At 68.5% G+C, this 26,058-nt stretch carries 2 protein-coding genes; both read left to right on the top strand.

Annotated features, from left to right (window positions below; translation table 11 throughout):
• Window positions 1-673: 673 nt before the first annotated feature.
• The gene (locus ACWPXK_RS18320) at window positions 674-25,138 is read left to right on the top strand and encodes a non-ribosomal peptide synthase/polyketide synthase (protein WP_454197345.1); all 24,465 of its coding nucleotides are present in this window, start codon (window positions 674-676) and stop codon (window positions 25,136-25,138) included.
• The gene (locus ACWPXK_RS18315; RefSeq protein ID WP_454197344.1) at window positions 25,132-25,926 is read left to right on the top strand and encodes an FkbM family methyltransferase; all 795 of its coding nucleotides are present in this window, start codon (window positions 25,132-25,134) and stop codon (window positions 25,924-25,926) included. Before ACWPXK_RS18320 ends, ACWPXK_RS18315 begins: the two co-directional genes overlap by 7 nt.
• Window positions 25,927-26,058: the final 132 nt, after the last annotated feature.

Below are 26,058 nucleotides of genomic sequence, written 5' to 3'. Positions count from 1 at the left end.
CCTACGAATGAATCGCAGTTGCCAACATATTGCCATAGGCGACGCTATGCACGCCATATCGCAGCAGGGCGTGTCGGAGCGAGGCACCGCGGCGTGCAGACCGATCGGTACTGACTTCCTGCGGCGAAGGCCGCCCATCCGGGGCAGGTTTCGATCCGAACGTAGGATGTACCATCCCGGATCACCGGGTTGACCACGGTAGATCCGCTTGTATCACAGACGGTGTCGCGAACGATATGGATGCGGCACGGTCGAGTCGAGCGGATGCGTCGCGGTCACCCCGCTCGAATCGACATCGAAACGCCCGGCTCGCAGACGAAGTTGGGCGGTCGATATGACTACACTGAGCCAGACTGCTGCCAGATAGCTTGTACCACCTGAGAGTTCCTGCTTCACCGCATGTTCAAAAGTCTTGTTTTCAGATTTTGAGGCATGAGAAATGCCGATGAACGGGAGGTGTGGGAGTCGCCGTAGAAGTCTGCGCGGGGCCCGGTTGAGATTCGGGGCGCGCATGGATCGAGCTGTACGCGGTATCTGACCGGCGCGTTGACGAGCAGGGGTAGCGCCGCTTCGAAGTAGACAAAGTGCATATAAAAGGCAGATTTCGGATGCGGTGAGCCGGCGTGCTTCCGCTGCGTTCGCGCGCGTCCGGGTATGAATGAGGGGTCACGCGATGAATTTGAAGTCAGACGGAACCGCCGACGGCGATCTGGGGCTGATTCCACTCTCGAGGGCGCAGTACGGCATGTGGCTCGCCGATCACATGCCCGGCGGACCGGCTGTCAACATCGCGCACTATGTCGAGGTCGAGGGCTCGGTAGATGTCGACGCGTTCACCAAGGCGGTGAACGACGCCGGGCATGAAACCGAATCCTTGGTGGTACGGGTAGTCGAGCACGACGGTCGCCCTTATCAATTCGTCGATCGCGGCATCGTTTACGACGATCCTGTGCTGGACTTCAGTGACGCGGACGATCCGGTCGCGGCGGCGATGGAATGGATGCGCCGCGACTACAACACGAAGGCGGTCGACCTGAGCCGGGACCGGCTCACCGCGACGCGCTTGATCAAGGTCGGCGACGACCACTACTTCTGGTACGGACGCGCCCATCATCTCGTGGTCGACGGTTACGGCGCGTTCAACGTCGTCTCCCGGATGGCCGAGCACTACAACGCGATCCTGGAGGGCAGGCCGCCGACGCCACTGGTCGCGGCCAGTCTGAGCGACATCATCGAGGCGGAGCGCGCCTATCGCGCCAGCGCTCGGTTCGAGACCGATCGGGCGTACTGGCTCGACAAGGTCGCGGACCTGCCGATTCCGGTGAGCCTGTCCGGCCGCACCGCGCGGTCCACCAAAGTCGATCGCGTCGCCGGCCTGCAACTCCCGTCGCGGGTGTCCGACATGCTCGACCGGTTCGCCGAGGAGATGGAAGCCTCTGCCGCCCAAGTGGTGATCGCCGCGTTCGCCGCGTTCCTGTCCCGGATGACCGGCACCGACGACGTGGTGCTGTCGATGCCGGTGAGCGCGCGCGTGACCAAGCGCCTGCGCAATGCCGCCGCGATGCTGGCGAACATGGTGCCGATCCGGTTCGCCGTCGATGCGACGACCACCGTGGAAGACGTGGTCCGGGCGTCGGTGTCCGAGCTGGTCTCGGCAATGCGGCACCAGCTCTACCGGTTCGAAGATCTGCGCCGTGACTCGGATGCGCTGGACGCGTCCGCGAACTCGTTCGGCCCGATCGTCAACATCCTGTTCTTCGACTCGGAGATTCGCCTCGGCGCGGCCGCGGGCCGATACCGCGCATTGACCTCCGGCGCGCTCGACGACTTGCAGCTGAACCTGTACCGCTCCGGCGCCGACGCACCGCTGCTCATCGAGTTGCACGGCAACGCGAACCTGTACGGACAGGGCGAACTGGAATCGCATACGCACCGGTTCATCGACTTCCTGTCCCGGCTGATGGAGTCGCCGCTGGACACGCGCATCGCCGACATCCAGCTCGTCGGCTGGGCCGAAGAACTGCGGATCGTCGAGGAACTCGCGGGGCGCGACGGCGAATCCCCTTCCGCGACATTGGTCGATCTGCTCGCGCGACAGGCGGCCGCCACGCCGTCCGCCGTGGCCGTCACCTCCGGTGAGACCGCCCTCACCTACCGCGAGCTGGACGAGCGGTCGAACCGATTCGCCCGCAGGCTCATAGCGCTCGGTGCGGGACCGGAATCGCTGGTGGCCATCGCGATGCCACGCGACGCGGATCTGATCGTCGCCGTGCTGGGCGTGCTGAAATCGGGCGCCGGTTATCTTCCGCTGGATGTGGCCCACCCGGCCGACCGGCTCGAATACGTGCTGAACGACGCCGGTCCGATCGCCGTGGTCACGACTCGGAACATGCGTGCGCAGGTGCCCGGCGATCCCGGCCGCGTGGTGTTGTTCGACGAGGTTTCCGCTACCGGCGACGATGCCGCGGCTCCGATCACCGATGCGGATCGGAAGAGCCAGCTGCGTCCCGGCCACCTCGCCTATGTCATCTACACGTCCGGATCGACCGGTCGGCCGAAGGGGGTGTCGATCACCCATCGCGCCGTCGCGACCTACTTGGTGAACTCGTGTGCCGAGATCGGAATCCGGTCCGAGGACGTGTGGACGTTGTTCCACTCGTTCGCCTTCGACTACTCGGTCTGGGAGATCTTCGGCGCGCTGGTCACCGGTGGCCGCATCGTCGTGGTGGACAGCCTCACCACGCGTTCACCCGACGACGTCGTGCGTCTTGCGGCACGCGAGAAGGTGACCGTCTTCAGCCAGACACCGTCGGCGTTCTATCAATTCGCAGCCGCCCACCAGCGGTACGCCCATGCGGGTGCGCCGGAGGGCGAGCTCGACCTCCGATTGGTCATCCTGTCGGGCGAAGCGCTGAACCCGGCCGGGTTGGCCGACTGGTACGAACACAATCCGAACCTGCCCGTGCTGGCCAACAGCTATGGGATCACCGAAACGACTGTCTTCGTCACCTACACCGACCTGACCCCGGACATCGCGGTGCCGGGCGCGCCGAGCACGGTCGGTCCGGCGCTGCCGGGCTTGCGGACATATGTCCTGGACGATCGCTTGCGTCCGTGCCCACTGGGCGCCTGGGGCGAGATCTATGTCGCGGGAGACCAACTCGCTCGCGGCTATCTCAACCGTCCCGCACTCACCGCGGGACGCTTCGTCGCCAATCCGTTCGGCACGGCGGGTGAGCGTCTCTATCGCAGCGGCGATGTCGCGCGGTGGAATCATCAGGGCGAGTTGGAATATCGCGGCCGCGCCGACCAGCAGGTGCAGTTGCGCGGGTTCCGGATCGAGCTGGACGAGATCCGCAACGCGCTGCTCACGCACAACACTGTCGCGGCGGCGGTGGTGGTCGTCCATCTCCCTGGCACGGAGGCGGCCCGGCTCGTCGGGTACGTCGTGCCCGCCGGCGACGCCACGTGCGCGGCCGACGTCCTCCGCGCGCACGTCGGTGCACTGCTGCCGGAGTACATGGTGCCGTCGAGCATCGTCGTGATCGACGCGGTCCCGCTGACGGTCAACGGCAAAGTGGACTACCGGGCGCTGCCGGAGCCGGTGTTCGATTCCGCCGCGGCGTATGTCGCACCGCGCACGGTGGTCGAGGAGTCGATCGCCGACGTGTTCGCCGAGGTGCTCGGCACGGAGCGGGTGGGGGTGCTGGACAGCTTCTTCGAACTCGGCGGCAACTCGATCACCGCGACCAGCGCGGCCGTGCGCATCGCGGAGGTCACCCGGTGCGACGTGTCGGTGCGCGACCTGTTCCTCAAGCCGACGGTCGCCGAACTCGCCGCGCAGCTCGAGGACGGGCACCGCTCCGACCGGCCCGTACTGAAGGCGGCGCCGAGACCCGAGCCCATCCCGCTGGCGCCGGCACAGAACCGGATGTGGCTGGTCAATCAGGCCGATCCGGAGTCGGCGGCCTACAACATTCCCCTCGTGGTGCAGCTGTCCGGACGTCTCAACGCCGAGGCGCTGCGCGCGGCGCTGACGGACGTCATCGATCGGCACGAGTCGCTGCGCACCTGCTATCCCGCCGTGCACGGTGCGGGGACACAGGTCATCGTGCCCGCGGAACAGGTCGTCGCCGATCTCGATCTGACCCCGCAGCCGACCGACCCCGACGACATCGCGCACCGGATTCGCGAGCTGGCCTCGATCGGAACCGACTTGCGTGGACGCCCGCCGATCCGGGTCGCGCTGCTGGCAACCGCCGACCGGCGACGGCATGTGCTCGTCGTTGTCCTGCACCACATCTGCTGCGACGGGTCGTCGCTGCGGCCACTCGCGGCCGACGTCGCGATCGCCTACGAGGCGAGGGCGGAAGGCAAGACACCCGACTGGCAGCCCTTGACCGTGCAGTACGCCGACTACAGCATCTGGCATCGCCGGCTGCTGGGCGACGCGGGCGACCCGGATTCGCTCGCGGCACGCCAGTTGCGGTACTGGACAGAGCAACTGGCGGGCATGCCGCCGGTGCTGGAACTGCCCGCGGATCGCCCGCGCCCGGCGCGCCAATCCATGCTCGGCGACATCGCGGACACCGTGATCCCGGCCGAGACCTTCGCCGGAATCGAGCGGTTGGCCCGCACGGCCAACGTCACGACCTTCATGGTCGTCCATGCCGCGTTGGCCGTGCTGCTGGCCCGTATGTCGGGTTCGGCGGACATCACCATCGGGACCCCGGTCGCGGGTCGTGGCGAGCGGGCGCTCGAGCCGCTGGTCGGCATGTTCGTCAATACCGTGCCGCTGCGCACCGAGATACGTTCCGATGAGCAGTTCATCGCGTTGTTGGCGCGAGTCAAAGACACCGACGTCGATGCTTTCGCCAACAGCGACCTGCCTTACGAGCGCGTCGTGGAGGAACTGCACCCGAAGCGGTCGATGGCCTACGCGCCACTGTGCCAGGTGTACCTCGCCTTCGAGAACATGGACCGCGCGAGCTTGGAACTGTCCGAGCTCATGGTCGAGCTCCTCGATCCGGGGGCCGAACCGGCGAAGGTGGACATCATCGTCACCGTCGCGGAGAACACCGCCGGCGGCGGCGATGTCGCGCTGCGGATCAACTACGCCACCGACCTGTTCGATCGGGAAACGGTCGAGGAGCTGGCCGCGCGATTGAATCGGGCCCTCGATACGTTCGTGTCGAATCCGCGGGCGCGGGTGGGCGATGTCGATCTGTTGTCGGGGATGGAGCGGCTGGGGTTGGTCCCGGCGTCGGGTGGGCGTGCGGAGACTCCGCGGGTGTTGGCGGAGGTGTTCTCGGTGGGGGACCGGAGTGCGCCCGCGGTGGTGTCGGGGGAGCGTGTGGTGTCGTACGGGGAGTTGGACGATTGGTCGAATCGTGTTGCGCGGGTGTTGATCGAGTGGGGAGTGGGTCCGGGGGACCAGGTCGCGCTCGCGATGGGGCGGTCGGTGGAGTTCGTGGTCGGGGTGTGGTCGGTGGCCAAAGCCGGCGCCGCGTTCGTGCCGGTCGACCCGCGGTACCCGAGCGAGCGGGTGGCGCATATGGTCGCCGACTCCGACGTGGAAGTCGCGATTACGGTCGACGCCACACGCTCCCTGCTTCCCGGACATGTGCGGCAACTGGTCCTCGATGACCCGGGGGTGGACGCTTTCATCGCGGCGCAGTCCTCCGCCGCGGTGACCGACGCGGATCGCCTGCGGCCTTGCCGAATCCTCGATACGGCGTACGTGCTGTACACCTCGGGGTCGACGGGCACGCCGAAGGGCGTGGCGGTCACGCATGAGGGTCTGGCGAATTTCGCCATCGAGCAGCGGGAACGGTATCGGGTCGATGACCGGTCGCGGGTATTGCAGGTGGCGGCTCCTGGCTTCGACGCCGTGATGCTCGAGTTGCTGATGGCCCACGCGAACGGCGCGGTGTTGGTGGTGTCGCCGCCGGAGGTGTTCGCCGGGGCCGAGCTGGCGGCGTTGATTCGCGCGCAGCAGGTTTCGCATGCGTTCGTGACGCCGAGTGTGCTGGCGACGATGTCACCTGCCGGGTTGGATTCTTTGCAGGTGCTGGTGGCGGGCGGCGAGGCGGTGTCGGCCGAGACGGTGGCGGTGTGGGCGCCGGGACGGCGGCTGCACAACGGGTACGGGCCCACCGAAACCACGATCATGGTCGCGATCAGCGATCCGCTGTGTGTCGGCGACCCGGTCACGATCGGCGGCCCGATCCGCGGCGTCGACGCGGTGGTGCTGGATGCCCGCCTGCGGCCCGTCCCGGTCGGTGTGGCCGGTCAGTTGTACGTCTCCGGCGTGCAGCTGTCCCGTGGCTACCTCAACCGCCCCGCCGCCACGGCCGTCACGTTCGTCGCCAACCCCTACGGTCCGGCCGGTACGCGCATGTACGGCACCGGCGACTTGGCGCGCTGGACCGCCGACCACACCCTGGAGTACCTGGGCCGCACCGACTTCCAGGTGAAGATCCGTGGGCAACGGATCGAACTCGGCGAAATCGAGGCTGTCCTCGCCGGACATCCCACGGTGGCGACGGCGGTGGCGGTGGGCGTCAGCACGGACGGCGGATCGCGACTGGCCGCCTACGTGGTGCCCGCTGACGATGCTGTCGATACCGCGGAGCTGCTGAAATACGCCGCGCAACGGTTGCCGTCCCACATGGTCCCGGACACGGTGATGGTGCTCGACACGCTCCCGCTGTCGTCGGTGGGCAAGGTCGATCGACGGGCATTGCCGGAACCGGAGTTCGCTCCGGCCACCGAGTTCGTGGCGCCGCGCAACGCGGCCGAGCGGATTGTCGCCGATATCTGCGCGGACGTCCTCGGCATCGATCGCGTCGGCGTCCTGGACAGCTTCTTCGATATCGGCGGTAACTCGCTGTCGGCTACCCGCGCGGCGGCGCGACTGAGCGCCGCGTTCGGCGTCGAGGTGCCGCTGCGCGCGATCTTCGAGACGCCGACCGTCGGGGCATTGGCGGAGCGCTTGCGCACCGCCGAGGCGGCGGGACGGGAGCCGCTTGTCCCACAGGAGCGACCGGACCGGATCCCGCTCTCGCCCGCTCAGGCTCGGATGTGGTTTCTCAACCAATTCGACACGACCTCGGCGGTATACAACATTCCGCTGGTCGTCCGGATGTCGGGCGATCTCGACGTGGCCGCGATGCAGGCGACGATCGCGGATGTGCTGGAACGCCACGAATCACTGCGCACCGTCTACCCGGACAGCGACAGCGGACCGCACCAGGTGATCGTCTCGCGGGAGACGGCGCTGCCCCGGTTGACGCCGGTGCCGGTCGCACCGGCCGAGATCGAGGCGCGCATCGCCGCGGAGGTGACGGCCGGATTCGACGTCACCTCCGAGGTGCCGTTCCGGATCGCGTTGCTGCGCAGCGCACCCGACGAGCACACACTGGTACTCGTCGTCCATCACATCAGCTTCGACGGGTCGTCGCTCGCACCGCTCGCCGCGGATCTGATGACCGCGTACAAGGCCCGCGTGCGGCGCCAGGCACCGCAGTGGGCGCCGCTGCCCGTGCAGTACGCGGACTACACCTTGTGGCAACGGAAGTTGCTCGGCAGCGAGGACGACCCGCACAGTCCGACCGTCGCCCAGACCGAGTATTGGCTCGGCGCGCTCGCCGATCTGCCCGAGGTACTCGACCTGCCCACCGACCGTCCACGGCCGGCGAAGCAGTCGTTCCGCGGCGCGACACTGTCGACGACCCTGCCCGCCGAACTCCATCGTGCGGTCGTCGCGCTGGCCCGCCGCCATGACGCCACCGTCTTCATGGTGATGCACGCGGCGTACGCGGCGCTGCTGGCACGGCTTTCCGGCACCGGTGACATCGCGGTCGGCACGCCGATCGCCGGTCGCGGCGAGCCCGGACTCGACGGCCTGGTCGGCATGTTCGTCAACACACTGGTGTTGCGGACCCAGATCGAGCCAGGCGCGTCCTTCCTTCGGATCCTGGACCAGGTCCGGGCCACCGACCTGGCCGCCTTCGAGAACGCCGACATCCCGTTCGAGCGCCTGGTCGAGGTGCTGAATCCGCCGCGCACGACGGCGCACGCACCGTTGACGCAGGTCGGATTCTCGTTCCAGAACATCGAGATTCCCACCGTGGAGTTCGAGGGCCTGACGGTGTCGACGCGGATGGTCGATCCGAGTGTGGCCAAATACGACGTGCATCTCAATCTCGTCGACGCCCTGGAGCCGGACGGTGAACCGGGCGAGATGGCGGTCGAATTCGGTTACGCGACAGACCTGTTCGACGAAGCGACGATAACCTCGATGTTCGACCGCTATCTGCTGCTGCTGCGCGCGGTGGTCGAGGATCCCGCCCGCGCCGTCGGCGACATCGATCTGCTGACCGCGGCCGAAGCCCGCGAGCTGGCCGGCTATTCGACCGGCGTCACGACGCAAGCGCCGCCGATGACGATCGCGGACTTGTTCGCCGCGCAGGCGGCGGCCACACCGGACAGCACGGCGGTACTCGACGCCGAAGGTGGCGCTCGGCTCAGCTACCACGAGTTCGCGGCACGGGTGAACTCGCTGGCCCGAGCGTTGATCGGACGCGGTGTCGGCCCGGACACCGTGGTGGCCGTCGCGATGCAGCGCTCGGTCGATCTGCTGGTCACGCTGTATGCGATCCATGCGGCGGGTGCGGCCTATCTGCCGCTGGATCCGGATCATCCGGTCGAGCGTGTGCGTGCGGTCCTCACCGCCGCGCGGCCGACGGCGGTCCTCACCCGTCCGGCCGACCGGGCGAATCTGCCCGATGACGTGCCGGTATGGGCGCTCGAGGGCCTCGTGGCCGAGCGCACCGATGCGTCGCCGGTGACGGACGCGGATCGGACCAGGCCGCTGCATCCGGACGATCTGGCGTACGTCATCTACACCTCCGGCTCGACAGGCGTGCCGAAGGGTGTGTCGGTACCGCATGCCGCGGTCGTGAATCAGCTCCGGTGGATGCGGGAGCACTACCGGCTCGGCGGCGACGACATCATGCTGCTGCGGACGCCGGTCACCTTCGACCTGTCGGTCTGGGAACTGTTCTCCGCGTCGACCTGTGGTGCCGCGCTGGTTGTCGCGGGCCCCGACGCGCAGCGCGACCCCCGCGCCGTGGCCCGGCTGATGGCCGAACATGGCGTGACCACCGTGGATTTCGTGCCGTCCTTGCTTTCGGCTTTCCTCGAGGTGGCCGCTGGGCACGAATTCCCGGACCTGCGGCGGGTGCTGTGCATCGGTGAGGCCCTTCCGGCCGAGACCGTCCGGCGCTTCAAAGATCTCAGCGGCGCGCGCATCGACAACTTGTACGGACCGACCGAGGCCGCGGTCAGCGTGACCGCCCACCGCGTCGACGCGGTCGACGGCGTCGCGGTTCGGATCGGTGTGCCCGAGGCGAACGTGGTCGTCCACGTGCTGGACTCGCGGCTGCATCCGGTCCCGATCGGCGTGACCGGCGAGTTGTACCTGGGCGGCGTTCAGCTGGCCCGCGGATACCACCAACGTCCCGGTCTGACGGCGGCGACGTTCGTCGCCGACCCCTTCGGCGACGCGAGCGGTTCCCGCCTGTACCGCACCGGCGACCTGGTTCGCTGGGACGAGGGTGGCAGCCTGCGCTATGTCGGCCGCGCCGACACCCAGGTGAAGGTGCGGGGCCTGCGGATCGAACTCGGCGACATCGAGGCAGCGCTGGTCGCCCACGAGCAGGTGAGCGCGGCCGTCGCGCAGGTACGCACCGACGGCGGCGATCAGCGCCTGGTGGCCTACGTGGTCGCTGGAGAGGTATTGGACGCCAAGCAGGTCCGGGCCTTCCTGCTGGACCGGCTGCCCGCCTACATGGTGCCGTCATCGGTGCTCCGGATCGACTCGATCCCACTCACCGCGAACGGCAAGGTCGACTACCGAGCGCTGCCCGCACCGGACCCGAGCGATGACCAGACCGAGTACCGCGCGCCGCGAGGGCTCGTCGAACAGACCATCGCCGCGGTCTTCGGCGAACTGTTCGACCGGCCGGAGATCGGCGCCGATGACAATTTCTTCGATCTGGGCGGCAATTCGCTCATCGCAACTCGCGCGCTGAGCCGCATCGGCGACGTTCTCGACGTCTCCATCCCGGTCCGGGTCATCTTCGAGGCGCCGACCGTCGCCGACCTCGCCGAGCGCATCGCGCGATTGCGTGCGGTGCCGAGCCTTCCCGCGCCGGTCCGGAAACCGCGCCCGGATCGTATTCCGCTGTCGCACGCGCAAACCCGGATGTGGTTCCTCAACCAGTTCGATCCGGATGCACCGGGATACATTGTGCCGCTGGCGATTCGCCTCGAAGGCATCCTCGACCTCGAGGCACTGACAGCGGCCATCGGTGATGTCGTCGAGCGGCACGAGAGCCTGCGGACGGTGTATCCGGCCGTCGACGGCACGCCGGCGCAGGTCGTGCTGGACGCGGCCGACGTTCTCGCCACCTTCGATCTCACGCCGCAGCCGGTCGGCGAGCGAGACCTCTCCCGCCTGCTCGCTGAGTTCTCCAGCGTCGGTTTCGACGTGGCGAAGGGCGTGCCGGTGCGCATAGCGCTGTACCAGCTGTCGGACGAGGCATGGACGGTCGCGCTGGCCGCGCATCACATCAGCTGCGACGGCTTTTCGGTGGCACCGCTGGCCGCGGATCTGGTGACGGCCTATCGGGCGCGGTCAGGCGGACACGCGCCGGACTGGTCGCCGCTGGCCGTGCAATTCGCCGATTACGCCCTCTGGCAGCGCGAGGTGCTCGGCTCGGCGGACGACCCGGATTCGTACGTCGCCCGCGACATCGCCTATTGGCGGACCCAGCTCGCGGGGATACCGGATCTGATCGAGCTGCCGACCGACCGGCCGCGGCCGATCGAGCAGACCCAGCGCGGCGCGGTGATCCATGTGGCGATCCCCGGTGAACTGCAGGGGCGGGTCGAGGCGCTGGCGCGCCGAGCCGGAGCGACCACCTTCATGGTGGTGCACACGGCACTGGCGGTGTTGCTGTCGCGGTTGTCCGGCAGCGATGACGTGACCGTCGGTGTGCCACACGCGGGTCGTGGCGACCGGTCGCTGGACAACCTGGTCGGCATGTTCGTCAACACCTTGGTGATGCGCACCCGGATCACCCTCGACCAGACCTTCCTGAGTCTGCTGGATCAGGTGCGGCGCACCGACATCGAGGCCTTCGACCACGCCACCGTTCCGTTCGAGCAACTGGTGGACGCGCTGAACCCGGCGCGGTCGACCGCGCACACGCCGTTGTTCCAGGTGCTGCTCGCCTACCAGAACATGGCGCAGGCGCGCGTGGAACTTCCGGATCTCACCGTCGAGAGCGTGGACCCCGGCGAGCGTGCCGCGATCTACGACCTGCTGCTCATGATGACCGAAGGCCACGGTACGCACAACGAGCCGACCGGCATGACGTTGCGCCTGACCTATGCCACGGACCTCTTCGACGAGGACTCCATCCGGTGCTTCGCCGAGCGATTCATCCGGGTTCTGGACGCCGCCGCGACCGACGCCGAGTCGACCGTCGGTGCGATCGACCTGCTCGACGATGCCGAACGGCACCAGGTGCTGGAGCGATGGAATGACACCGGAGGCTCCGCCGCACCCGGCCGGACGCTCGTCGACGCATTCGACGAACAAGTCGCGCGCACCCCGGAGAGTCCGGCGCTCTGCCTTCCGGGCGGAAGCGCGGTCACCTACCGGGACTTCGACACGCGGGTCAATCGTCTGGCCCGGTGGCTGATCGCACGTGGTGCCGGTCCGGAAACTGTTGTGGCGGTGGCCATCCGCCGGTCGGCCGAGCTCGTCACGGCGCTGTACGCGGTGGTGAAAGCGGGAGCTGCGTTCCTGCCCATCGACCCGGATCACCCGAGCGCGCGGATCGCGAACGTACTGAGCACGGCACAGCCGCTGGTGATGCTCACCACATCCGCCGATGGCGAGGCTCTGCCCGGCACCTGTGCGTCCGTTCCGATCGATCGACTGGATGTCGCCGGTCTGCCCGAGGGACCGATCGTGGACGCGGAGCGGCGTGCGCCGCTGCGGCCGGACAACATCGCCTACGTGCTGTTCACCTCCGGCTCCACGGGCGTTCCGAAGGGCGTCACGCTGACCCATGCCGCGACCATGAGCCAGTTGGCGTGGGCGCAGCGGCAGTGGCCGCACAACGCGTCCGACGCGGTGCTGCACAAAACTCCGATCACGTTCGACATCGCCGTGTGGGAGTTGTTCTGGCCGTTGCAGACCGGCGCGCACATCGTCGTGGCCGAGCCCGGCGGGCACCGCGACCCGGCGTACCTGGCCGACGTCATCGTGCGTCACCAGATCACCACGGTGCACTTCGTTCCGTCGATGCTCGATGTTCTCCTCGCGTCCACGGGCGTGCAGTTGCCGACGGTACGGCGGGTATTCGTCGCGGGTGAGGCGCTGGCGCAACGGACCGTCGACGCCGCGGCGCGCGTGTTCGGGAACGCGGACCTGGTGAACTGGTACGGACCGGCGGAGGCGGAGGTCGTCACGGCTCAGCCGTGCTCGCCGAACGTGGCGACCACGACGACGGTCCCGATCGGTGCACCGGCGGCCGGGATGATGGTGTACGTCCTGGACTCGCGGCTGCGACCGGTGCCGGTCGGTGTCGTCGGCGAACTGTACGTCGCGGGCGTCCAGTTGGCGCGCGGTTATCACGGGCGTGCCGACCTCACCTGCGGCTCCTTTGTCGCGCACCCGTTCGGCGCGGCGGGCGAGCGGCTGTATCGCACCGGCGACCTGGTCAGGTGGCGCAAATCCGGGGAGCTGGAGTATTTGGGCCGCAGCGACTTCCAGGTGAAGGTGCGCGGCCAGCGGGTGGAACCGGGTGACATCGAAGCGGCACTGCATGCGATTCCGCAGGTCGCGCGTGCGGTGGCGATCGCGACGGCGGAACGAATCGTCGGCTACGTGACGCTGACGCCGGGCGCGGTGATCGATGGCCGCGCGATACGCGACCAGCTCACCCGGACGCTGCCGCCCTACCTGGTTCCGGACGGCGTGCAGGTGCTCGATGCGATGCCGCTCAGCGCGAACGGCAAGCTCGACCGCGCGGCGCTGCCCCAGCCGGTGTTCGACACCGGCGAGGCCTTCGTCTCGCCGCGCACCGACCGCGAAGCGGTGCTCGCGCGTCTGGTCGCGGAGCTCACCGGCGCCGATCGGGTGAGCGTGACGGCGAACGTCTTCGAAATCGGTGTCAACTCGCTCTCCGCGGCTCAGCTAGCGGCGCGAGCCCAGGCTGCCCTCGGCGTCGATGTCGGCATCCGCGACATTTTCGACGCGCCGACGATCGCCGGACTCGCCGAACGTATCGCGACGCGAACCGGTTCCGCGGTTGTACCGCTCACGCCGCGGCCACGCCCGGCGGCCATCCCGCTGGCGGCAGCGCAACGACGGATGTGGTTCCTCAACCAGTTCGACACCGCCTCGGCGGCATACAACATCTGCTTCGCCGCCCGGCTGACCGGCCCGCTGGACATCGACGCGCTGCGCGCTGCGTTCCTCGACGTAGCGACTCGGCACGAGCCGTTGCGGACGGTGTATCCGTCGATCGACGGCGAGCCCTGCCAGGTCGTGCAGGATGCCGCGGAGATGCGCGCGGACGTGGTGTTCGACCCGGAGCCGGTCGGCGGCGAGACGGAACTGGCCGATCGGATCGGCACCGCCGTCGGAACAGGATTCGATATCGCGGAGTCGGTGCCGGTGCGGGCGCGGCTGTATCGCACCGCGGCCGACGATCACGTGCTGGTGCTCGTGGTTCATCACATCGCGGCCGACGGCTCGTCGATGGCTCCGCTCGCCCGCGACGTGTTCGCCGCCTACCGGGCGCGGGTGAGCGGCGGCGCTCCGGGGTGGGCACCGTTGCCCGTGCAATACGCCGACTACGCGATGTGGCAGCGGGAGATGCTGGGCTCCGAGGACGATCCGGCGTCGCTGATCGCGCGCCAGATCCAGTACTGGAGCGAGGTCCTCGGCGACACGCCGGAACTGCTCGGCTTGCCGACGGACCGGCCGCGGCCCGCCACCATCTCGACGGCCGGCGGCAACGTCCGCTTCGAACTGCCCGCGCGGCTGCACGAGGACATCGTGCGGCTGGCGCACCGCGAGGGCGTCACCGTGTTCGTCGTGCTGCACGCGGCGTTGGCGATTCTCTTGGCGCGCACCGCGCACAGCGACGATATCTCGGTGGGCACCCCCGTCGCCGGTCGCGGCAGGCCGGAGCTGGACGATCTGGTCGGCATGTTCGTCAACACGGTGGTGTTGCGTACGCGGGTCCACGACGACCGCTCGTTCCGGGAACTGCTGACCGAGGTACGCGACGTCGACCTGGAAGCGCTCGCGCACGCGGACCTGCCCTACGAACGGCTGGTCGACGTCCTCGGCCGCCCGCGTTCGACGGCGTATTCGCCGCTGTACCAAGTGATGTTCGGGTTGCAGAACACCCGCGCGGCCCGGTTCGAGCTGCCCGGCGTCGGAGTCGAACTCCTCGATCCCGGCATCGCGCAGGCGAAGGCCGACCTCACGGTGTTGCTGACCGAGCGCGTGGACGGTGCTCGACCCTCCGGTATCGACGGCGAAATCATCTACGCCACCGATCTTTTCGGCGAATCCACCGCGATGTCGATGGCGCAGAGGTTCGTCCGTGTCCTCGAAGCGGTCACCTCCGATCCGGCCCGCCCGATCGGCGCGATCGGGCTGCTGAGCGCCGAGGAGACCGAGCAACTGCTCCCGGCGACGGGCGGCGACGCCGCGCAGCCTTGCTTGCTGCCCGATCTGCTGGCGTCGGCCGTGGCGGCGGACCCCTCGGCGGTCGCACTGATCGGCGAGGCCGAAACGCTCACCTACGGAGAGCTCGACCAGCGGGCCAACCGGCTCGCCCGTCAGCTGCTCGCTCGAGGTGCGCGGCCGGGAGTGTGCATCGCGCTGGCCGTGCCGCGGTCGGTCGACTACCACGTCGCGATGTGGGCGATAGCGAAGACCGGCGCGACGTTCGTCCCGGTCGATCTGCGGTATCCGCTCGAGCGAATCGCGCACATGGTGCACGATTCCGGTGCCGAGGCCGGGATCACGCTCGCGGCCGCACGCGCGTCGCTGCCGGACGGTGTCGCATGGCTGGTGCTCGATGATCCGGGTTCGGCCGCCGAGATCGCCGCTCGGTCCGGCCACCAGGTCACGGACGCGGATCGCGGTCGCGCGCTGCGGGTTCACGACGCGGCGTATGTGATCTATACGTCCGGATCGACGGGAACGCCGAAGGGCGTCGTGGTCACCCACGAGGGGCTGGCGAACTTCGCGGCCGCGCAGCGCGAGCATTATCGGGTGGACGCCACCTCGCGGGTGCTGCAAGTGGCTTCGCCAGCCTTCGACGCGGTCGTGCTCGAAGCGTTGATGGCGCACTACGCCTGCGCGTCACTGGTCGTGTCGCCACCGGACGTGTTCGGCGGCCCGGATCTGGCCGAGTTGATCCGCAGGCATCAGGTGTCGCACGCGTTCCTGACGCCGAGTGTGCTGGCGACGATGTCGCCCGCCGGTCTCGAGTCGATGTGGATGCTCGCGGTCGGCGGCGAGATGGTACCCGCGGAGCTGATCGCCGCCTGGGCACCGGGACGACAGCTGCACAACGTCTACGGTCCGACCGAGACCACGATCGTGATCACGATGAGCGACCCGGTGCGGCCTGCCGAACCGATCACCATCGGCGGCCCGATCCGCGGTGCGGAAGCCATGGTGCTGGACGCACGGTTGCGTCCGGTGCCGGTTGGGGTCGCGGGGGAGCTGTACCTGTCGGGTGCTCAGCTGGCGCGGGGATACCTGAACCGGCGCGGCGCCACGGCGGCCGCGTTCGTCGCGAATCCCTACGGTGGTCCAGGTTCCCGGATGTACCGCACCGGCGACATCGTCCGCTGGAATGCACGGCGTGCACTGGAATACATCGGCCGCAGCGACTTCCAGGTCAAGATTCGCGGCCAGCGCATCGAGCTCGGCGAGATCGACGCCGCGCTGCTCACCCATCCGCGGGTGTCCGCCGCGGTGACCGTGACCCGCCGCGGACCCGGCGGGCAGCCGCTGCTCGCCGCGTACATCGTGCCGGAACCGGGAACCGTCGTCGAACCGAGCGCCGTGCTCGATCACGTCGCCGCGGCATTGCCCGCGCACATGGTGCCGTCGACGCTCACCGTGCTCGACCGCATGCCGATCACCTCGACCGGCAAGGTGGATCGGAAAGCGCTGCCCGAACCGGCCTTCCAGCCCGCGGGCGAGGATGGCGTCGCGGCCGAGACCGACCTGGAGCGCACGATCGCGGCCGCGTTCGCGGACGTGCTCGGCACAGCGTCGGTGGGGGTGACCACCTCGTTCTTCGCGCTCGGTGGTGATTCCATCCTGTCGATCCAGTTGGCCTCCCGGCTGAAGTCGGCCGGCGTCATCGTCACCGCTCGGGACATCTTCGAGCACAAGACCGTTCGGGCCCTGGCCCGCGTGGCCGACGCCGCGGAACGGGTCACGCTGGAGGAACTGCCCGGCGGCGGCGTGGGCGAAATCCCGTTCACGCCGGTCGTTTCCTGGTTCACCGAGCGACTCGGTGCGGCACCACGATTCGCCCAGTCGATGCTGGTCCGCTTGCCGGGTGACGCGCGTGCCGAGGACGTGACCTCGACCGTGCAGGCCGTGCTCGACCAGCACGACCTGCTGCGTTCGCGGCTGCGCGCACAACTGCTCGAGGTACTGCCCGCGAGCACCGTCGACGCCGCCGGTTCGGTGCTGACCCGCACCTTCCGCACGGACGAAGGGCCGGGCAGCGACGGATTCACCGCCGTACTGGAAAAGGCACTTGCCGAGGCCTCCGGCTGCCTCGACCCGGCCGAGGGCAGGATGCTGCAGGTCGTGTGCCTGCTCCCGGAATCGGGTGTGGACGCCGATGCCCGCGCCCTCATCGTGATCCACCACCTGGCTGTCGACGCGGTGTCCTGGCGGATCCTGATCCCCGATTTCGCCGCCGCCTGGCAGCAGGTCGTCCAGGGACGAGCGGTCGAGCTGCCCGCGCAGGGCACCTCGATGCGCCGCTGGGCGCACGTGTTGGCCGACGCGGCCGCGGACCGCGTCGATGAGCTCGAGCTGTGGCAGCGGATGGGTGCGGCGGACGATCCGCTGCTCGGCCGCGCGGCATTGGATCCCGCCGTCGACACCCAGTCGACCGTGCGCCATCTGACGGTGTCCATCCCGACGGACGTGACCTCGGCGTTGCTCGACGCGGTGCCCACGGCGGTCCGCGGCAGCGTCGACGACGCGCTGCTGGCCGGTCTGACCGTGGCGCTGACTCGCTGGCGCAGTCGGCGCGGCATCGCGCACGCGGGCATGAAAGTTCTGTTGGAAGGCCATGGGCGCGCGGAGCAGATCGCCGAAGGAGCAGATCTGTCCCGCACGGTGGGCTGGTTCACCAACACCTACCCGGTGGCGCTGGATCTGAGCGGCATCGAGGCGGCGGACCCGCGCGCGGCGGTGAAGTCCGTCAAAGACCAGCTACGCGACATCCCCGACAAAGGCATCGGCTACGGCCTGCTGCGCTACCTGAACACCGAGACGGCCGACCGGCTCGCCGCAGCGCCGGAGCCGCAGATCAGTTTCAACAATCTCGGCCGAGTCGGCGTCGATCTCGCCACGCTGTCCGACCTCGCCTGGATTCCGACCGACGAGCAGTTCGACCGGCGGGCCGCGTTCGATCCGGACATGCCCGCGGCCGCGGTGGTCACGATCGACGTGAACATCCTGGACACGGCGGCCGGACCGCGGCTGTCGGCGCACGTCGGATACGCCTCGCGGTTGCTCGATCACGATGAGGTAGCCGAACTCGTCGATGAATGGGTCGAGGCCGTCACCGGGATCGCCGCCGCGGCCCGGGCGGACGACGACTGGGGATTCTCCCGCTCCGACGTTCCGCTCGTCGACGTCACGCAGTCCGACCTGGACGCGTTCGCCGGCCGGTACGGGACCCTGACCGACGTATGGTCACTGGCGCCGCTGCAGGCAGGACTGCTCTTCCACGCCGAACTCGCGGCAGGCGAAATCGACGTCTACACCGCGCAATCGGTGCTCGGTCTGTCCGGCGTAGTCGACGAGGACCGGCTCGAACGGTCGGCGGCAGCGCTGCTCGCGCGGCATCCCAACCTGCGCGCCGCCTTCGTCCGGACGGCCGACGGCGTTCCCGCACAGGTCGTTCCCGCCGCGACCGCCGTGCCGTGGCGAAGAATCGACCTGACCGGCAGCACGATGACGCCGGAGGAGCTGATCGCGGCCGAGCGGGCGGTTCCGTTCGATCCCGCCGATCCGCCGCTGCTGCGGTTCCTGCTCATCGCGGTGGCGCCACAGGACTTCCGGCTGGTGCTGACCGCACACCACCTGCTGCTGGACGGCTGGTCGCTGCCGCTGCTGTGGCGTGAACTGATCGGTTTGTACGCCGTCGGCGCCCGGACCGACCTGTTGCCCGCCGCCGCGTCGTATCGCACGTACCTGGAATGGCTGGATCGGCGTGAGTTGTCCACCGGTGTCGAGGTGTGGCGCGACGTGCTGCGCGACTTCACCGAACCGACGCTGGTCGCCGATTCGCGCACCGATACGACGGTCGACATCCCGATCGACCTCGAGGTCGTGCTCGATCGGGCCGTCACCGCCGAATTGGTGGAGTTCGCCCGGGCACGAGCGGTCACGATGGCGACGATCGTGCAGTTCGCCTGGGCAACGGTCCTGGGGAACCTGCTCGGCGCCGAACGCGTGGTGTTCGGTAGCACCGTCTCGGGGCGTCCCGCCGACCTGCCGGGCGTGGAGTCGATGATCGGCCTGTTCATCAATACGATTCCGGTCGCGGCGCAGGTGCGCCGGGACTGGACCATCGAGGACGCCCTGAACCGGTTGCAGGCCGACAACACCCGCCTGCTCGACCATCACGACGTCGAACTGTCCCGGATCCTGTCGGCCGCGGGCACCGCCCAGCTGTTCGACACCCTGGTCGTCTTCGAGTCGTATCCGGTCGACAGCAGCGGGCTCGGCGACGCGGATATCGACGGCATGCGCGTGGTCTCGTCGGACGGAAGTGACGCCGCGCATTACCCGATCACCGTCCAGGCGCACCAGACCGACGAGTTGCACGTCAGGATCCGCTACCAGCGGGCCCGCATCGATGACCGTACGGCGTCCGGCCTGGCCGCGCGGCTGGAGACCGTGCTGCGGGCCATCACGACCGATCCGCGGTCGCGGCTGGGTGCGGTCGATCTGTTGTCCGTCGGCGAGCGGCGCGATCTGGTGCCCGCTTCGGGGGGCCGTGCCGAGTCACCGCGCGTGCTGGCGGAGTTGCTGTCCGCTGGTGTGACGGTGAATCCCACTGCGGCAGCGGTGGTTTCGGACGAGCGCACGCTGCCCTACGCCGAATTGGACGCCTGGTCGAATCGTGTCGCGCGACAGTTGATCGACTGGGGTGTGGGCCCGGGCGATCAGGTCGCGTTGGCAATGGCCAGGTCGGTGGAGTTCGTGGTCGGCATGTGGGCGGTGACCAAGGCGGGCGCGGCGTTCCTGCCGGTCGATCCGCGGAATCCGGCCGAGCGGGTCCTGCACATGCTCGCGGACTCGGATGTGCGGGTGGCGCTCACGGTCGACGCGTCCCGGGAACTGCTGCCGGACCTGGTCCGGTCACTGGTTCTGGACGACCCGGACACCGAGAAGTCGATCGCGGCGCGGTCGTCGGCCGCGGTGACCGACGCGGAGCGGATACGGACTCCGCACGTCCGGGATACCGCCTACGTCCTTTACACGTCGGGGTCGACCGGAACGCCGAAGGGCGTCGCGGTAACCCATGAGGGCTTGGCGAATTTCGCCGCCGTACAGCGTGATCGGTTCGGCGTGGACAGCGGCTCGCGAGTACTGCAAGCGGCCGCTCCCGGGTTCGACGTGGTGGTGCACGAGGTGCTGCTCGCCCATGCGAACGGCGCTGTGCTCGTGTTGCCGCCGCCGGATGTATTCGGCGGCCCCGAGTTCGCGGAATTGATTCGGGCGCAGCGCGTCTCGCACGCGTTCATCACACCGAGCGTGCTGGCGACGATGTCGCCCGAGGGACTGGACTCGTTGCAGGTGCTGATCGCCGGAGGCGAGGCGGTGACGCCGGAAACGGTCGCCGTATGGGCTCCGGGCAGGCAACTGCTGAACGGGTACGGGCCGACCGAAGCGACGATCTTGGCCGGGATCAGTAATCCGCTGCACCCCGGTGATGTCGTGACGATCGGTGGTCCGATCGGTGGCGTCGAGGCCGTCGTGTTGGACGCGTGGTTGCGGCCGGTGCCGGTCGGCGTGGTGGGGGAGTTGTATCTCGCGGGCGTGCAACTGGCCCGCGGGTACGTGAACCGGCCCGCGGTGACGGCGGGTGCGTTCGTGGCGAATCCGTTCGGCGAAGCAGGCTCGCGCATGTACCGCACCGGTGACCTCGCGCGCTGGACGCCCGAGCACACCGTGGAATATCTCGGCCGCAGCGATTTCCAAGTCAAGATCCGTGGTCAACGCATCGAACTGGGTGAAATCGAAGCCGTCCTGGCCGGACATCCGGGAGTGGACCACGCCGTCGTCGTGTTGCGGAAGGACGAGCGCGGCATCGATCGGCTCGTCGGCTACCTCGTCGGCGACGAGGAGGTGGATCCGCACGAGGTCAGGAGCGCGGCGCGGCTGCGGTTGCCCGCGCACATGGTGCCCGACGCCTGTATGGTCCTCGGCGAACTCCCGCTCACCAGGACCGGCAAGCTCGATCGCCTGGCGCTCCCCACACCGGAATTCTCCGAGGGCCGGGAGTGGGTCGCGCCGCGGACCGAGACCGAGCGACGCGTCGCGGACGTGTTCGCCACTGTTCTGGGCGTCGAACGAGTCGGAGCAGCCGACAACTTCTTCGACCTCGGCGGCAACTCACTGTCGGCGACACGGGTCACCGCACAGTTGGGGACGGCGCTCGGCGTGAGCATCAGCGTCCGGGACCTGTTCGAAGCATCGACCGTCGCCGAACTCGCCGCACGTCTGGCGGCTTCCGAGCGGCGGGCGCGGGTGCAGCTGCAGCCACGCACTCGGCCCGCGCTGGTGCCCTTGTCCCTGGCACAGCAGCGGATGTGGTTCCTCAATCAGCTGGACACTTCCATCGGCGCGTACAACATCCCGCTGGTGATCCGGTTGAAAGGCGAACTCGATCTGGACGCGTTGCAGCGCGCGTGCGAACTGGTCATCGACCGGCACGAGTCGCTGCGGACCAAGTTCCCGATGACCGACGGAACACCGCATCAGGTCACGGTTTCCGCCGGCGAAGTCGTACCCGCACTCACGGCGGTCCGGATCGACGAAGAGCAGCTCATGCGGCGGGCGGTCGCCGCGGTCTCGGCGAGCTTCGACGTGACACAGGCGCCGCCGCTGCGCATCGAGTTGTTCCGACTCGATGCCACCGAACACGTTCTGGTCATCGCCGTGCACCACATCTGCGCCGACGGACAGTCCATGATGCCGCTCGCGCGGGACGTGGCGCTGGCCTACCAGGCGAGCAGGCAGGGGACGCAGCCGTTGTGGCCGGTCCTTCCGGTCCAGTACGCGGACTACGCCCTCTGGCAGCGCGAAGTGCTCGGCGACGAGCACGATCCGGGCTCGGTCATGTCCCAGCAGCTGCGCTTCTGGACGGACACCCTCGGCGGGCTGCCCGAGCTGCTCGAGTTGCCGACCGACATGCCAAGGCCGCCGGTGGCGTCCATGCGCGGCAGCACAGTGGAATTCGACATCCCGGCCGCGGTGCAGGCGCGCGTCGGCGCGATCGCACGCCAGTCGAACGCGACGGTGTTCATGGTCCTGCACGCCGCGTTGACCGTCTTGCTGTCCAGGCTCGCCGGGGTCGACGACGTCGCGGTGGGCACCCCGGTGGCCGGCCGCGGGGAACGCGAACTCGACGATCTGATCGGCATGTTCGTCAACACGCTGGTGTTGCGGTCGCGGGTGTCGTCGCGGCAGTCGTTCACCGAATTGCTCGCCGCCACCCGCGAAACGGACCTGGCCGCGTTCGCGCACGCGGACGTGCCCTTCGAGCAGGTGGTCGAGGCGGTGAATCCGCCACGGTCGACCGCGCATCTTCCGCTGTATCAGGTGACGATCGACGTCCAGAACCTCGGCAAGGCCGCGTTGGAGCTGCCGGGGCTCACGGTCGAGCCGGTGGAGAACGGGTTCGAACCGGCGCAGGCCGACCTGAACCTGAAACTCGTCGAGCGGCTCGGTGACCAGGGTCGTCCGGACGGCATCGTGGGCCGGCTGACCTATGCCACCGATCTTTTCGTGGCAGAGACGATGACGCGGTTCGCGCAGTCCTACGTGCGGATCCTGGAGGAGGTGACCGCGAACCCGGAGGTCGCCATCGGCGATATCGACCTCATGGGTCCCGCGCAGCGGCGCGAATTGCTCGACGCGTCCGGCGACGATGGCGTCGCAGTCGCGGAGACGACGCTCGCGGAGCTGTTCGCCGCCAGGGCCGCCGCACAGCCGGACGCGGTCGCGGTGACCGATGGGCAGTCGCGGCTGACCTATGCGGAGCTGGCTCGGCGCGCCGACGCGGTGGCCGCTCGGCTCGCCGAGCACGGTGTTGGGCCGGAAGCCCTGGTGGCCGTGGCGTTGCCACGCTCGATCGAGCTGATCGTGGGCCTGCTCGGCGTCGTGCGGGCGGGTGCGGGATATCTGCCGCTGGATGTGGCGTACCCGCCGGAGCGCTTGCGGTTCGTGCTCGACGACGCGGCCCCCGCGGCGGTATTGACGTCGGCCGAGATCGCCTCGGCGGTACCGCAATACGCGGCGCCGGTGGTGTTCGTCGAGGACTGCGTGGACACCGCGGGCGCTCCCACATCGGTCGGGTCGGGTGTGCGGCCGGGCAACGTCGCCTACGTGATCTACACCTCGGGCTCGACCGGCCGCCCCAAGGGGGTGACGGTCGGTCATCGGGAAGCGGTCACGTTGTTCACGAACGCGGCCGAGCGGTTCGATGTCGGCCCCGACGACGTGTGGACGATGTTCCATTCATACGCCTTCGATTTCGCGGTCTGGGAAGTCTGGGGTGCGTTGCTGACCGGCGGCAAGGTGGTCGTCGTCGACTACGAAACATCCAGGTCGCCGGAGGCGTTCGTGGACGTCGTGGCACGGGAGGGCGTGACGGTATTGAGTCAGACTCCCTCGGCGTTCTACGGATTCGCCGACGCGGAGCGCAGATATCGTGAATCCGGCTGCCCTGCCGGTGAGCTCGCCTTGCGTTACGTCGTCTTCGGTGGCGAAGCGCTGGACGCGTCGCGGTTGAGCGGTTGGTTCGCCGTCCACGCGCCGGGATCGCCGCGCTTGGTGAACATGTACGGGATCACCGAGACGACCGTGCACGTGACGTTCTCGGAGGTCACGCAGGCCGCGTCGGCCGGGATCGGGGCTGCGCTGCCGGGGTTGCGGGTGTACGTCCTCGATGACCGGTTGCGGCCGGTGCCGATCGGAGCCGTCGGCGAGATCTATGTGGCCGGTGGGCAACTCTCGCGTGGTTATCTCGGAGCTCCCGCGCTGACCGCGGGACGCTTCGTGGCGAACCCATTCGATCCGCGCGGCACCCGGTTGTACAGATCGGGAGATGTGGGCCGGTGGCGCAAGTCCGCGAGCGGACTGGAGTTGCTGTACGTGGGCCGTGCCGACGCACAGGTACAGCTGCGCGGTTTCCGGATCGAGCTGGGTGAGGTGGAGTCGGCGCTGCTGCGCCATCCGCACGTCGCCCAGGCCGCGGCCGCGGTGCATCGGCACGACCGCGGCGTGGATCAGCTGATCGGATACGTGGTCGGCGCCGACGGACAGCGGATCGATCCGGGCGAGGTCCGGGTAGCCGCCGCTCAGGTCCTGACGAGCTACATGGTGCCTTCGTCGATCATGGTGTTGCCCGAGCTGCCGTTGACCGTCAACGGCAAGCTCGACCGGAAAGCACTGCCCGCGCCCGATTTCGACGAATCGGCGAGCGAGTTCACCGCGCCGCGAACCCACACGGAGAAGACGATCTGTGACGTTTATGCGCAGGTTCTGGGCATCCAGCGGGTCGGAGCGTCGGACGGATTCTTCGACCTGGGTGGCAATTCGCTGCTGGCGACGATGGTGGTGACCGAACTGCGTGCCCGCGGCGTGACGATCGCGTTGCCGTGGATGTTCGACGACGCGACGCCGATGGCGCTCGCGAGCCGAGCGGACGGCGCGGAGGGCGGCTCCGGTCTGCAAGTGTTGCTTCCGCTGCGGGCGAACGGACCGAGGCGCGCGGTATTCGCCGTGCATCCCGCGGGCGGTTTGGCCTGGTTCTACGGCGGACTGGTCGAACACCTGCACAAGGATCGGCCGATCTACGGTTTGCAGGATCCCCATGTGGTGGCGGGTGAGCCAGGTGCGCGATCCGTAGCCGAACTGGCGGAACGCTATGTGGCGGAGATTCGCCGAGTACAACCCACCGGGCCGTACCACCTGCTCGGCTGGTCATTGGGCGGTACGATCGCGCACGCCATCGCGGTGCGGCTCCAGCGCGATGGTGAGCAGGTCGGCACATTGGCCATGATGGACAGCGCCGTCGGCGCACCGGAGGCCCTGGCCGCGGCGATGAACACCACCGCGGACGAGGCCGCGCCGGGCGAACTGATGGCAGACCTGCTCGGCGGGTGGCGCGAGCTGTTCGACCTCGGTGCCGACGTGACGGTCGACAGCAACGAGCAGGCGTGGGCCGTCATCCGCGATCAGGTGACCGCAACCGGGATGTTCACCGCCGACCAGGCCGATCGGGTCATGGAGAGCTTCGAAACCGCGAGCGGCATCGCCCAGGACTACCGGCCGGAAGTCTTCGACGGAGACCTGGTCTTCTTCACCGCAGGAAAAGACCGAGCCGACCACGACGCCGTCGTGCAGACGTGGCGACCCTTCATTACCGGCGACCTGCACAACACGGTTGTCCAAGCACGTCATCTCGAGTTGACCCATCCGTATGCACTGGCCGTCATCGGCCCCGTCCTCGAAAGGTTTATGAACGAATGCTGACGACTCTCCAGCAATTCCAGCAACTCCGGCTCGACGACGGCAGGACGGTGGCCTGCACGAGTCCGGCCGAGGCGCGGATGCTGTGGGGCGAGATGTCGACGGACGGGTTCTATCGGCGTGCCGCCGGGCGGTTGCGACCCGGAGACGTCGCACTAGATATCGGCGCGAATATCGGACTGAGCGCGATGGTGTTCGCCGACACCTGCCCTGGCGTTCGGGTGATCGCCGCCGAGCCGGCTCCGATGACGTTCGATTGCCTGGAGCGCAATATGGGCACGTATGTCCCTGATGGCGTGCCACTGCAGGTTGCCGTCGCAGCGGCGCCAGGGTTCGCGCCGTTCACCTGGTACCCGCGGGCGTCGGCGAATTCGGGTCTGTATGCCGACCGCGAAGCCGACGACGAGGCCACCGCGATCTACCTGCGCAACAGCGGCCTGAACGACGAGGCGATCGCACTCATCACCGACGGCCTGCACGAGGGCGAGCAAATAGACGTCGAGGTCACCACGGTTTCGGCGATATTGGCCGAGCACGCTCCGACGGACGAGATCGGGCTGCTCAAGGTCGATGTCGAGCGGGCGGAACTGGACGTGCTGCGTGGTATCGCCGAAGCGGACTGGCCACGCATTCGCACCGTCGTCGCCGAGGTCCACGACCGGGACGACCGTCTCGCACAGTTCTGCCAACTGTTGCGCCGGCACGGGCTGTTCACGCGAACACGGCAGGACCCGAGCCTGGCCGGAACCGAACTGCACGAGGTCTATGCCGTCAGGCAGACCGACAACTGACACGTTCCGTTTCTGGGTGAGTGGCGTTGTATGTCGTGCAACGTCACTCACCTGCGGCGGTGGCCCTCCTACTGCCGGGCCATGTGCATGGGGTAGCGCCCTGCCACCGCACTGCTTCGGGTCCCGGTGTCG

It is taken from the genome of Nocardia sp. Marseille-Q1738 (assembly GCF_965283145.1).
The sequence above is the reverse complement of the archived record's forward strand: the minus strand, read 5'-3'. Positions and strand labels throughout refer to the sequence as shown.

Excerpts from the sequence above, each read along its gene's own strand:
- ACWPXK_RS18315 (WP_454197344.1), top strand. The coding sequence starts at position 25,132 with ATGCTGACGACTCTCCAGCAATTCCAGCAACTCCGGCTCGACGACGGC.
- ACWPXK_RS18320 (WP_454197345.1), top strand. The coding sequence starts at position 674 with ATGAATTTGAAGTCAGACGGAACCGCCGACGGCGATCTGGGGCTGATT.